General features: G+C 69.5%; 8 protein-coding genes. 4 read left to right on the top strand and 4 right to left on the bottom strand.

Going from position 1 to position 13,229, the window contains the following annotated elements:
• Positions 1–56 precede the first annotated feature (56 nt).
• Positions 57–1,112, top strand: a complete 1,056-nt coding sequence (rfbB, locus tag J2X65_RS18975; RefSeq protein ID WP_310204158.1) for a dTDP-glucose 4,6-dehydratase — start codon at positions 57–59, stop codon at positions 1,110–1,112.
• 3 nt (positions 1,113–1,115) lie between these two features.
• On the opposite strand, the gene J2X65_RS18970 is transcribed toward rfbB, so the two are convergent.
• Positions 1,116–1,802: a class I SAM-dependent methyltransferase gene (locus J2X65_RS18970; RefSeq protein WP_310204155.1), complete on the bottom strand. Its 687-nt coding sequence runs from the start codon at positions 1,800–1,802 to the stop codon at positions 1,116–1,118.
• On the bottom strand, positions 1,799–3,988 hold the full coding sequence (locus J2X65_RS18965; RefSeq protein ID WP_310204152.1) for a glycosyltransferase family 2 protein: 2,190 nt from the start codon (positions 3,986–3,988) through the stop codon (positions 1,799–1,801). The genes J2X65_RS18970 and J2X65_RS18965 overlap by 4 nt, the downstream gene beginning before the upstream one ends.
• 393 nt (positions 3,989–4,381) lie before the next feature.
• Between J2X65_RS18965 and J2X65_RS18960 the strand changes: the two genes are divergently transcribed.
• Together J2X65_RS18960 and J2X65_RS18955 are read left to right on the top strand one after the other, a co-directional pair.
• Positions 4,382–5,605: a pyridoxal phosphate-dependent aminotransferase gene (locus tag J2X65_RS18960; RefSeq protein ID WP_310204149.1), complete on the top strand. Its 1,224-nt coding sequence runs from the start codon at positions 4,382–4,384 to the stop codon at positions 5,603–5,605.
• A gap of 134 nt (positions 5,606–5,739) precedes the next feature.
• Complete coding sequence (locus J2X65_RS18955; protein ID WP_310204147.1) at positions 5,740–7,623, top strand: methyltransferase domain-containing protein; 1,884 nt, start codon at positions 5,740–5,742, stop codon at positions 7,621–7,623.
• 35 nt (positions 7,624–7,658) lie between these two features.
• Here the strand turns inward: J2X65_RS18955 and J2X65_RS18950 are convergent, their stop codons facing one another.
• Together J2X65_RS18950 and J2X65_RS18945 are read right to left on the bottom strand one after the other, a co-directional pair.
• On the bottom strand, positions 7,659–8,969 hold the full coding sequence (locus tag J2X65_RS18950) for an HlyD family type I secretion periplasmic adaptor subunit (protein ID WP_310204144.1): 1,311 nt from the start codon (positions 8,967–8,969) through the stop codon (positions 7,659–7,661).
• Positions 8,966–10,774, bottom strand: coding sequence for a type I secretion system permease/ATPase (locus J2X65_RS18945; protein ID WP_310204141.1), 1,809 nt, complete (start codon positions 10,772–10,774; stop codon positions 8,966–8,968). The genes J2X65_RS18950 and J2X65_RS18945 overlap by 4 nt, the downstream gene beginning before the upstream one ends.
• Positions 10,775–11,280: 506 nt before the next feature.
• On the opposite strand from J2X65_RS18945, the gene J2X65_RS18940 reads away from it, so the two are divergent.
• The coding region (locus tag J2X65_RS18940) for a M10 family metallopeptidase C-terminal domain-containing protein (RefSeq protein ID WP_310204138.1) at positions 11,281–13,229 on the top strand (1,949 nt) is incomplete at its 3' end.

The raw sequence follows: 13,229 nt of genomic DNA, 5'->3' as shown, positions 1-13,229 counted from the left end.
GCCGTGATAGTCCGCCGCACGTCTCTCAGCGTGGCAGGTACGGGATACATTACGGGATGACGCGGCGAGTGCTTGTGACCGGCGGGGCCGGCTTCATCGGATCGGCGGTGGTGCGTCGCCTGGTGCGGGACGGCTGGCAGGTGCTGAATGTCGACAAGCTCACCTATGCCGGCAATCTCGCCTCGCTGAACGAGATCGACAACAGCCCGAACTACCGCTTCCTCAAGGCCGATATCGGCGACGCGCCGGCGATGCGCGAGGCGCTGGACACGTTCCGTCCCGAGCTGGTGATGCACCTCGCCGCCGAATCCCATGTCGACCGCTCGATCGACGGGCCGGGCGACTTCATCCAGACCAATGTCGTCGGCACCTTCAACCTGCTGCAGGAGGCGCTGCGCTACTGGCGGGAGCTGGACGCCGGGGCGCAGGAGCGCTTCCGCTTCCACCACATCTCCACCGACGAGGTGTTCGGCTCGCTGGGCGAGGACGGCCTGTTCCGCGAGGACACCTCCTACGATCCGCGCTCGCCCTATTCGGCGTCGAAGGCGGCGTCCGACCATCTGGTGCGGGCGTGGTTCCACACCTACGGCCTGCCGGTGGTGATGTCGAACTGCTCGAACAATTACGGGCCGTACCACTTCCCGGAAAAGCTGATCCCGCTCACCATCCTCAATGCGCTGGAGGGCAAGAAGCTGCCGGTCTACGGCCGCGGCGAGAATGTGCGCGACTGGCTCTATGTCGACGACCACGCCGCGGCGCTGGAGTTGATCGCCACCAGAGGCCGGCTCGGCGAGAGCTACAATGTCGGCGGCAACAATGAGCGCCGCAACATCGACGTGGTCAGGACCATCTGCGCCATCATGGACCGGGTGGTGCCCGATGCGAAAATCGGCCCGCGCGAGGCGCTGATCACCTTCGTCACCGACCGGCCGGGGCATGATGCGCGCTACGCCATCGACGCCGGCAAGCTGAAGGACGAGCTCGGCTGGGAGCCGTCCGAGACCTTCGAGAGCGGCATCGAGAAGACGGTGCGCTGGTATCTCGATAATGCCGCCTGGTGGGAGCCGCTGAAGGCCCGCTACGACCGTGCCCGGCTGGGCACGGCGGGGTAAGTTTCAGCGGCGTCGCGCCAGCCAGATGGTGTGGCCGCCGCATGCCGGGTCCTCCGTCTGATGGGCGACGAGGTCGAAGCCGGCGGCGTCGAGCCGGGCGCGGTATTCCGCCGGATCGAGGCTGGCGTGATAGAGCGGCTCGCCTTCGAGCGTGCCGATGGCGTCGCCCTCCGCCGGGCCGGCGGTGAAGAGCAGCGGCGCGCCGGGTGCCGCATGGGCGGCGAATACCGGGAACATAAGGCGCTGGTCCTCCCGCGACAGGTGGAAGAAGCTGTCCCAGGCGATCAGCCCGCCGAAGCGGCGGCCGAGCGCCAGCCCGCGCATATCGGCGACGATGGCTTTCGCGGCGATGGCTGGGCTGGCCGAGGCCTGGGTTTGCGGGGCGTGGGTTTGCGGGGCCTTGGTTTCCGGGGGGCGCGCCAGGTTGCGGCGGAACAGCTCGATCATTTCCGGCGCGCTGTCGATGCCGGTGACCGGGTGGCCATGTTCGACGAGGTGGCGGGCGATGGGCACGCCGGGTCCGCAGCCAAGGTCCAGCACCTCGGCACCGGGCGGCAGCAGGGCGCGGAAGCGCGCGAGCCAGCCGGCTTCCATGAGGCCGGGACCCCGCGCGCCGTCGAGGCGCGCCGCGCTCCAGGCGCCGGCATGGCGGCGATAGAGCGCGACGATGCTGTCGGCGAGGCGGTTCATCGGCGTGGACCGGGCTTGTCGCGGGGCGCCGGCCTCGCCGCGCCGGTGCCGATGCTCTCGGTGCGCGGCGCGCGCGGGCCGGCGGGATGGCGGGCCGGCAGGGCATAGATGTTATCGCGGCGCAGATTGGGGCTGTAATGCGGATCGATATGGCGCGAGGGCGCCCATAGCGCCTCGAAGCGCGCCCATTCCTCGCGCCGCGTCGCCGAGATCGGCGAGCCGGGATTGTCGAGCCGCGAGGCGGATTCGTGGTGGATCAGCGTCGCCAGCGGCGTGAACACCACCTCGAAGCCGGCGTGGCGGGCGCGCAGGCACAGGTCGATGTCGTTGCAATCCTCGGCGAAACGCAGCTCGTCGAGCCCGCCGACGGCATCGAGGCAGGCGCGGGTGACCAGCAGGCAGGCGCCGGTGACGGCGGAGAGATTCTGCCGCAGCGCCAGCCGGCCGCGCAGGCCGCCGGCATGCCGGCCGGCGCCGACGAACCAGTGGCCGCCGGCTCCCTCGCGCAGGCCGACGATGAAGCCGGCATGCTGCACGCGGCGGCTCGGGTAGAGCAGCTTGGCGCCGACGATGCCGACCTTCTGCCCTTCGCCGGAAAGCGCGGCGAGCGACACCATCTCGCCGAGCCATCCGCTCTCGATGATCTCCATGTCGTTGTTGAGCAGCAGGATCATCGCGCCGCCGGCGGCCGCGACGCCGGCATTGCAGAGGCGGGCGAAGTTGAAGTCGCCGGCGTCGCGTACCACCCGGGTCGCCGGCCACAGCGCCTCGATCTCCTCGAACAGCGCGAAGGTCGCCGGCTCGCGCGAGCCATTGTCGACGATGACGATCTCGAAGGCGCGATAGGCGGTGAGGGCGATCAGCGTCTTCAGCGTGGTGGCGAGCAACTCGGCGCGGTCGCGGGTCGGCACCACGATGGACACCAGCGGCGGCGGCGCCGGCACGCGATAGAGCGGGCGCAATTGCAGGCGTGGGCTCCCCGGCTCGATCGGCGCGGTCTCGACGGCGAGGCCGAGCCGGGCGGCCAGCGCGTCGCGGGCGCGGGCAGCTTCCAGGGGAAGGAAGCCGTCGCCCGGCCGCTCCGGCCCCTCATAGGCGATGCGTGGAATATGCAGGATACGCGCCGGCGGCACCGCCTCGATATGGCGCAGCAGAAGATCGTGCAGCGCCGCCCCGCCGAGCGCCGGGTTGAGGCGGAGGGCACGGGCATCGGCCGCGGGCAGGGCGACGAGATGGCCCATATAGCCGGCGGCGATCTGCAGATGGCGGTTGAAGGCCGGCTTGAAGGCGGCGCCGGCCGGCCGGCCCGCCGCGTCGCGAAATCCCTCATCGGTATAGGCGAGGGCGCAGTCGGGCGCCTGCGCGAAGGCGGCGCGGATCATCGCCACCGCGTCGCGGGTCGGCGCGCCGGCGAGGTCGAGCGGCACCAGCAACGCCTCGCCGCTGGCGTCGATGGCGGCCGCAAGCCCGGCGGCGGCATCGGCGGGGGCCTCGACCAGGCGGGCGCCCAGCGCCGCGAGCGCCGCGCCTTCCCGCGCCAGCCGCGCCGGCGGCACGGCGAGAATCCATGAGAAATGGCGGTCGGTCTGGGCGGCGAGCGTCCGCGCCACCGCCGCGAGGCGGGCAAGCGGCAGCTCGGCGGCGGCGGAAGCGAAGGCGACCGGCGGGGCGGCGTCCGGCGCGACGCTGTCGCGGAAATCGCCGACATGGCGGGCATGGTAGCGCCGATAGGCCGGAAGGTTGAAGAGATCGGCGGCCGGGGAAGTCCAGATCGCCCGCTTCAACTGGGCACGCAGCGCCCGCACCGCCGCCTGCGGCGCCGGCACCCCATGGCGCAGCGCCTGCCAGCGCAGCGCCAGGCGGGCGAGCGGATACCAGCCGAGCCGGGGCGGCGGCGCGCCCTCCTCCTCGGCCGCGCGGTGCAGCACCAGCGTCGCGGCCCCGCGCGGCAGCGGCACCGCGAAGGGCTGCGCCTCGATCCGCGGCCAATGCCCGAGCGGCCGGCCGGCGGCATCCTCCGCCGCCAGGCCCACACCGGCCGCCGCCTCGGCCAGCAGCACCAGCGGCCGCGGCCCGCGGCGGGCGAGCAGCCGCAGCAGCAGCGGCAGGCGGAAGCGGTGGGCACCGGGTTGGCCCGACAGCGCCGCGAGGCGGAAGGGGGGAATTTTGCCGGAGGGAAGGGGCACGGCTATCGCACTCGTTGGGAGGCCAGGCGTCTCGTGGTCCGGTGTTCGCTGACATATTGCCTGGCGACCGGATTACGCGAGGCCGGCAGGCTTCACAATGGCTAACGCCGCGGGCCACCGCGCGGGCGAGGGGTAGGCGGATCGTTCCCGGCGCCAGGCGCGGCGTCGGCAGGCAGGACGGGCGGGACACCCCGCGGCCCCGCGCTCGCCTGCCGGAAGCCATCGCGCAGGCGCCCTGCGACGGCGGGCGCGGCCGGCCGTTCCGCCGCCGCCGCCGTGAAGGAAACCGGGCGGTCATCACGGCGATCGATCGGTTGCAGCTAAGCTTTTGATGAACGCGACGGCGCGGGCACGCTATGTTAGTAGCTTCGCCGAACCAGCCGGGAAGACTTCATGCCGACCGCTCCCAATCCTTTCGTGCCGTCTCCCTCCCTTCTCGACTATGTGCGCCCGCAGGCGCTGGCGGTGCCCGGCAGCGGCATCGTCGAGGTGATGAATTACGGCCGGACCCGGCCGGGCATGATCCCGCTCTGGGCGGGCGAGGGCGACCTCCCGACGCCGGCCTTCATCGCCGAGGCGGCGACGCGCTCGCTCGCCGCCGGCGAAACCTTCTACACCTGGCAGCGCGGCATTCCCGAACTGCGCGCCGCCATCGCCAAATACATGGCCGGCCTCTACGGCATTCCCGAGGATCCCGAGCGCTTCTTCGTCACCGGCTCGGGCATGCAGGCGATCCAGCTCTGCCTGGCGCTGACGATGGGCGCCGACGAGGAGATCATCATTCCCTCGCCGGCCTGGCCGAACGCGGCGGCGGCAGCACAGGTGCTCGGCGCGCGGCCGGTCTTCGTGCCGTTCGCCTTCGACGTCGCCCACGGCTTCTCGCTCGACCTCGACCGGCTGGAGGACGCGGTGACCCCGCGCACGCGGGTGATCTTCATCAATTCGCCGGCCAATCCCACCGGCTTCGTCGCGCCGGTGGAGACGCTGCGCGGCGTGCTCGACATCGCCCGCCGCCACGGCCTGTGGATCGTCGCCGACGAGATCTATGGCCGCTTCTACTACGAGGCCGGCGAGGGCGGGGGGGACGGACGCCATGTCGCGCCCTCCTTCCACGACGTGATGGAGCCCGACGACCGTATCCTGTTCGTGCAGACCTTCTCCAAGAACTGGGCGATGACCGGCTGGCGGCTCGGCTGGATCGAGGCCAATCCGGAACTCGGCGACGTCATCGCCAACCTGATCCAGTATTCGACCTCCGGCGTCGCCCCGTTCATGCAGCGGGCCGGCATCGCGGCGCTGGAGCGCGGCGAGAGCTTCGTCGCCCACCAGATCGAGCGGGCCCGGCGCGGGCGCGACATCGTCGCCGACGGGCTGCTGACGACCAACCGGGTGCGGCTCGCCCGTCCGCCGGGGGCGTTCTACGCCTTCTTCGGCGTCGAGGGCGAGACCGACATGCGGGCGCTGGCGCTCAAGCTGGTCGACGAGGCCAATATCGGCCTTGCACCCGGCACCGCCTTCGGCCCGGGCGGGGAGAACTTCATCCGCCTGTGCTTCGCCCGCGGCGAGGCGCAGCTGACCGAGGCGACCAACCGGCTGGCGACGTGGCTGACCCGCTGACTGGCTGACGCGCTGAGCGGTCGGGCCTTCGCGCGCCGGCCGGCTCTGGCGAGGCCGCCGGCTTTCCGTTACCCATGCCGTGCGGACGCAATGCCGGGCGGCGCCTCGCGCCCCGCCCGGCCGGGAGACGGACAATGGACGACACGGGCGAGCGCTACATTCCCGGAACCGCCGGCAGCATTGCGGCCGAGCACCAGCACCGCTACGCCTTCGCCGCCGCGCTGACGGCCGGCGCATCGGTGCTCGACGTCGCCTGCGGCGAGGGGTATGGCGCCGCCTTTCTCGCCCGCGCCGCCGCGCAGGTGGTGGGCGTCGATCTCGACCCGGCGGCCATTGCCCATGCCGCCCGCCACTATGGCGGCATCGGCAATCTCAGCTTCGAGGCCGGCGCGATCGGCGCGCTGCCTTTCGCCGACCGCAGCTTCGATGCGGTGGTCTGCTTCGAGACCATCGAGCACGTCGCCGATCCGCGCGCGGCGCTGCGCGAGCTCAAGAGGGTGCTCCGGCCCGAGGGCCGGCTGATCGTCTCGACGCCTGACCGCGAGGTCTATTCCGGAGAGCTGAACAACCGGAACCAATTTCATCTTGCCGAGCTCTCGGCGGCCGAGTTCGCCGGCGAGCTGCGGCAGCTCTTCGCCCATGTCGAACTGCGTGGCCAGGCGGTCGGCCTTGCCTCGGTGATCGCCGCGGCGGCTGATGCGCCGGCGACGGACCTCTGGTGGCTGGACGGCACCGCGCCGGGCCGGACGCCGCGGCCGCCGGCCAGACCGGTGTTCCTGGTAGCGCTGTGTTCCGACGCGCCGCTGGAGGCGCCCGCCGCCTCGGTGCTGGTCGACGGCAGCGAAACCGGCGCGGGCGCGTTCGAGGCGTTGCAGGCGCGGGGCAACGAGCTGGCCGGCACGCTGGATGCGGTGCGCCGCCAGGCCATCGACGATTATGACGGCCTCACCCGGCAGGTGACGGCGTTGCAGGCGGCCTGCGACGAGAAGGACAGGCTGTTGGCCGGCAACGAGACGGTGCTGCGGGACCAGCTGCGCATTCTCGACGAGCGGCAGGCGCTGATCCAGGCGCAGGCGGCGGTGATCGCCGAGCAGCGCGACGCCCATCTGCCGCAGCTGCGGCGGCTCGCCGAGAAGGACGAGGCGCTGGCGCGCGAGATCGACCAGTTGAAGGACGCCTTCCATGCCGAGCGCCAGGCCAGGCTGGCGCAGGCCGAGGCCGCGCATCGGCAGGAACTGGCCGCGCTCGAGGAGGAATGCCGGGCGCTGGGGGAACGCTGCCATGCGGCGGAGCGCGAGACCGCCGCGATACGTGGCGCCGTGCCGCCGATGATCACGCAGGCGGAGCAGCTGGTTCTCGCCTTGCGCGACGCCCATGGCGAGGAGGCGCGCGCGCTGGCGGTGCGGTCGAAGACGCTGCGGCAGCGGATGGTCTATTGCGTGCCGACGGGCTTGCGCAAGCGGCTGCGGCTGAACGGCCGGACCGGGCGCGAGCGGCGGGCCGGCAGCGTGGCGCAGGCGGCGGCGCTGCGGGCCGCGGCGCTGCTGCAGGACTGCCTCAACCAATGCCGCGACATGCGGGCGCGGATCGCCGCGCCGCTGGCGGGTTCCGCCTCCGAGCCCGCCGCGGCGATCGCCGAGACGGTTGCCGGCGTTCCGCCGCGGGTGCCCGACCCGCAGGACGACGACATCCGGCTGCTGGAATCCAGCGCGCTGTTCGACAAGGCCTGGTACGCCGAGACCTATGGCGTCGAGCCGCACGAGGCGGCCCGGCACTATCTCGACGCCGGCTTCCGGAACGGCTGGAATCCCAGCCTGCTGTTCAGCACCGGCGATTATTTCCGCGGCAACAAGGATGTTCCGCCCGACCACAACCCGTTGCTGCACTATCTGCGGCACGGCATCCGCGAGGGCCGCTCCCCCTATGCCGTGGCGACGGGGTCGCTGCCCGATCGGTTCTGGCGCCATGGCCTGCGCGGCGAGCCGGCCGGGGAGCCGACGGCGCGGCGGCACGGCTGAGGCCCCGCCGCTCATAACACGCCGCCCGCGCGGCCTCAGCGGCCGCGGAACGAGCGGGCGACCTGGTCGGAGAGGGGCTTGACCAAATAGGACAGCACCGTGCGGTCCCCGGTCTTGATGAACACCTCGAGCGGCATGCCGGGCACCAGCTTCATGCCATCCAGCCGCGCCAGTTCCTCCGGCGGCAGCGTGATGCGCACGGAATAGAAGCCCTCGCCGGTGTGCGGGTCCGGCACGATATCGGCCGAGATGCGGCTGAGCGTGCCGGTGAGTTCCGGCGTCTCCCACTGCGCCCCCGCCGCGAGGCGCACGACGGCCGGCTGGCCCACCGCCAGCTGGTCGATGAAGGGCGGCGGTACGCGGGCCTCGGCCTCCAGCTGGTCGTTGTTCGGCACCACCAGCATGATCGGCTCGCCGGGGCCGATCACCCCGCCGATGGTGTGCACGGCGAGCTGGTGCACCACGCCGTCCTGCGGCGCGCGGAGCTCGATACGGCGAAGCTGGTCCTGCGCGGTGATGATGCGCTCGCGGGTTTCCGTCAGCTTGGCGCGGATCTCGGCGAGCTCGGTGGCGACCTCGCTGCGCATGTCCTGGTCGATCTGCAGGATCTGCAGCTCGGTTTCCACGATACGGCCCTTGGTCTGGGCGATACTGGCGATCAGCACGCCCTGCTCACCCTCCAGCCGGGCGGCGTCGCGCTCCAGGGCGGTGACGCGCTGTATCGAGACGAGGTTGTCGGTCCATAGCTGGCGCACGCTCTTGAGCTCGGTGCCGATCAGCGCGATCTCCCGGCCCTTGGAGGCCAGCTGGAAGTCGAGGCCGCGAATCTCCTCCTTGAGCTGGGCGATGCGCTCGCTGAGCTGTGCCTTGCGGCCCTCGCGCAGGAAGCGGCGGCTCTCGAACAGCTTGGTCTCGCCGGTGAGGATGCGGGCGATATCGGCGTCTTCGGCGCGCGACAGCAGCTGCGGCGGGAAGGCGAGCGCGGAGATGCCGTCGCGCTCGGCCTCGTTGCGGCTCTGCCGGGCCTCGAGCTCGTCGAGATTGTTGGCGAGGATGGCGAGATTGGCCTCGGCCACCGTCTTGTCGAGGCGTAGCAGCACGTCGCCGGCGCGCACGCTGTCGCCCTCCTTGACCAGCAGCTCGCCGACGATGCCGCCGGTGGGGTGCTGCACCTTCTTCAGGCTGGAATAGACGACGAGCTGCCCCGGCGCGATGACCGCGCCGGAAATCTGCGTCGCCGCCGCCCAGCCGCCGATGCCGACCACCACCACCAGCACCAGCAGCAGCCCGAGCGCGAGATGGCGGCGAATGGAGCGGTGCGGGCTCGGTGGCGCCGTGCGGGTCATGGCAGCAGCCCCTCCTTGCCGGCGAGCGGGCGCTCGATGCCCGACATATCCGGGGGCATCCTTGCCGCAGCCGGCTTATCGTTCCGGCCGCTCATCGCCACGACCTCGGCGCCCCCGGCGGGAACCGGCGGCGCCGGCTGCTGCGCCAGCTTGCGCAGCACCTGCTCCTTGGGCCCGAAGGCGCGGCTGCGGCCTTCATGCAGCACCAGCAGCCTGTCGATGCTGGCGAGCGCGCTGTGGCGGTGGGCGACGATGACGACGATGCCGCCGCGCGCCCGCACGCCGGCGATCGCCTGGTTGAGCGCCGCCTCGCCATCGGCGTCGAGATTGGAGTTCGGCTCGTCGAGCACCACCAGGAAGGGCGCGCCGAACAGCGCCCGGGCCAGCGCGACGCGCTGGCGCTGGCCGGCGGACAGCGCCACGCCGCCCTCGCCGATCGGTGTCTCGTAGCCTTCCGGCAGCCGCAGGATCAGCTGATGGACGCCGGCGGCCTCGGCGGCGGCGATGATCTCGGCCGGATCGGGGGCCGGATGGAAGCGGGCGATGTTCTGCGCCACCGTGCCGGCGAACAATTCGACATCCTGCGGCAGATAGCCGAGGGCGGCGCCGAGATCGTCAGGGCGCCATTGCTCGAAGGTGGCGCCGTCGAGCCGCACCTTGCCGTGCACGGGCTGCCAGACGCCGACCAGGGCGCGGACCAGGCTCGACTTGCCCGACCCCGAGGGACCGACGACGCCGAGGCACTGTCCGGCCTCCAGCGTGAAGCCGATCTCCTGCACCACCGGCCGGCGCTGGCCCGGCGGTGCCACCGAGATGTTCTCCACCGCCAGCGACCGGTGTGGCCTCGGCAGCGTGATCGGCGCGCCGGCGGTGGGAAAGGCCTTGAGCAGGTCGCCCAGCCGCTTCCAGCCCTGGCGGGCGGCGATGAAGCCCTTCCAGTGCGCGATGGCGAGTTCCACCGGCGCCAGCGCCCGGGCGCTGAGAATGGAGGCGGCTATCATGATGCCGGGGCTGGCCTCGCCGCGGATGACCAGAAATGCGCCGACGCCGAGCACGGCGGATTGCAGCGCCAGGCGCAAGCCCTTGGAGAGCGCACCGAGGCCGTTGCCGATGTCGGCGGCGCGCTGCTGCTGCCTGGTGAAGCGCGCGTTCGCCGCCGCCCAGTTTTCGCCGAGGCGTTCGGTCATCGCCATGGCGGAAAGCACTTCCGCATTGCGGCGCCCGACTTCCGACAGCGCGTTGCGCGCGGTCATGTCGATCATCGCCTGCCGCACCGGCTTCCGGGTCGTTGCCTCGGTCAGCGCGGTGAAGGCGACGAGCACGAGACAGCCGATCAGCGCGGTAAGGCCGATCAGCGGATGGAACAGGAAGCAGACGATGAGATAGAGCGGCATCCACGGCATGTCGAACAGCGCCGTCGGGCCGAGGCTGGAAAGAAAGCCGCGCAGCTGGTCGAGATCGCGTATCGGCTGCAGCCCGTCGCCGGACGGGACCATGCGCAGCGGCGCACGGACCACGGCGCTGTAGATGCGCCCGCCTATGCCCTCGTCGAGGGCCAGCCCGATGCGCGACAGGATGCGCAGGCGCACGATGTCGAGCGCCACCTGGAAGCCGTAGAGCATGGCGGCGAGAATGGCGATGCCGACCAGGGTGGGGATGCTGCGGCTGGGCAGTACCCGGTCATACACCTGCAGCATGAAGATCGAGCCGGTGAGGTAGAGGATGTTGATGACGCCGGTCATCAGGGCGATGCCGATAAAGGCCGTGCGGCAGGCCTGCATCGCCTTGGCGAGTTCAGAGATCATGCGGCGGCGGTCCTGATGTCCGGCGGGAGGCATCCCGGCAACCAGAAGGGAAGGCGGCTCCGGAAAGGCGGCATACCATACGCCATGATGGCTACGCGTGGTTGTGGAATCCAGATGAATTTGATCCGCCACCGTCCTATGGTTTCCGGCCTGGACTGCGACGGCAGGCCGGGCGCGGGGCGTGAACGCCTCCGGTGGTATCGAGCCCTGAACGGCAGCAGGGAAGCGCATTATGGCCGATGGGGTGAAGCTCGGTGCGTGCGGTGATGACGAGGTCGACCGCCTGCGTCACCGGGGCGCGGACGACCGGTTGGCGGCAATCATGGCTTCACGGTAGTATTGTTCTTCAATCGCGGGTGCATCGAGGATGTCGAATGGCACAGCCGCGGGACCTCCTGTATTCTTAGTCCACGGACTGGATCGAGAGCCTCAATCGGATCATCGCGACGTCCAGCGGCCAATCGCTCAACGGCACGCCCGCCGGCGACAGCATAAGGAAGTAAACCTTGGTCACGAAGGTCGCTACCCAGAATAACGACGTCGTCAACGGCACCGAGGATGAAGACGAACTGTCTTCGGGCGGGTTCAACAACGTCACGCTGAATGGCCTCGGCGGGGATGACTACATCTACACCGACGGCGGAGCCGGTGCCGTGGTCAATGGCGGCGGGGGAGGCGATTTCATCAGCGCGGCGGGCCCGAATGTGAACGGGATCAACGGCCCGCAGTCGACCGGCGGAACTTTCAATGGCGATGATGGCGATGACGCCCTCTCGGCCATCGCCAGCACGGGCGGCACGTTTAATGGCGGAAACGGCAATGATTTCCTTAGTGCGGATTCCTCCACCAGCGCCGTTCTGAATGGTGACGCAGGCGACGATGAACTGAGCGGCCAGAATGCCACGGCGGGCGCGATCACATTCAATGGCGGAGCCGGCTCCGACATACTAAGCTTCTCTCGCTATTATAAAGATTTTACCGTTATAAAGGATGGGGATACCATTTTCCTGACCGCGCCCAATTATCAGGCGACAGTAACTGGCATCGAATATTTCATCTTCCATTCTCGCTGGGGAAGCGATGCGTTCACGCTGGATACGATCGGGGATCCGCTACCGGAAACGCAGCCTGATGGAACGACTGTGGTTGAGGCCACGGGAAACGACTATATCGATGGATTGATGGCCTCCTATAAATGGGATGGGCCAGTGACGTTCAGCTTCGGGGACACAACGGACAGCCGCCTTACGCTCGACCAGCAAGCGACGGTAGGGGCTATCTTTACGGGCTCCTATTATAGGGGTTTCGATGGAACTACCATTGCGTCGCTTAAGCTCTATGGCAGCGTGGCAGCTCTGATCGCCACTGATGTCCGACGCGCGCCGCCAACACATGAGAACGAGTACGGCGAACCGATCTATTCAAATGATGGCGACATAAGGATCCAGAACGGCAGTAGCGTCGAGGGACCCTATGACGCCATGGGACCGGGCTATGGCGATGTGACCTTCAACAAGGCGCTGAACGGCACGAGTGACGATTTGCGCTATCCGAGCCTCGGCAACTACCAGCATCTGCTCTATCTGCAGGCCGTCGGTACGGCGCTCGGCCTGAAGGCGGCGAACTCGACCGGCGGTGTTTCCGATGTGGCGGTGCCGCAGGATCGGGACTCGCTCGAATATACGGTGATGAGCCAGCGCTCCTATACGGGCGGGCCGGCGGATGGCGACTATACGCTCGGGGAGTGGGACTATCCGCAAACCTTCATGGCGCTCGACATCCAGGCGCTGCAGACGCTTTACGGCGCGGACTACACCACCAATGCCACGAGTACCGTCTACAAGTGGGACGCGACCGGCGTGATGTATGTCGACGGGCGAAAGACGGTCATCCCCGGCGAATATTTGGGGAGTGAGGACCTGGAAATCTACAGGAACAAAGTCCACCCCGGCGCGAACAAGATCTTCCTGACAATCTGGGACGGCGGCGGCAGCGATACCTACGATTTCTCGAACTACACCGAGGCGATGTCGATCGACCTGTCGCCGGGTGGTTACAGCCGGTTCTCGCAGGCGCAGCTGGCCTCGCTCGGCGATGGCGTGTTTGCACGCGGCAATGTCTACAATTCCTATCTCCATAACAACAATCCGGCCTCGCTGATCGAGAATGCCATTGGCGGCTCGGGCAATGACACGCTGCGCGGCAACATTGCCGACAACGTGCTGAATGGCGGCGGCGGCGCCGACACCATGGTCGGCCTCGCCGGCAATGACCGCTACATCGTCGACAATGCCGGCGACGTGGTTGTCGAAGCCGCCAATGAAGGCATCGACCGCGTCATCGTGCGGATCGCCGATTATGTGCTGCCGGCGCATGTGGAGGAGGCGTTCGCCGAGGAAGGCACGCTCGCCACCGATCTGCGGGGCAACGAGCTCGGCAATCTGCTGCGGGGCAA

The organism is Ancylobacter sp. 3268 (assembly GCF_031456575.1).
Taxonomy (GTDB): Bacteria; Pseudomonadota; Alphaproteobacteria; order Rhizobiales; family Xanthobacteraceae; genus Ancylobacter.
The sequence above is the reverse complement of the archived record's forward strand: the minus strand, read 5'-3'. Positions and strand labels throughout refer to the sequence as shown.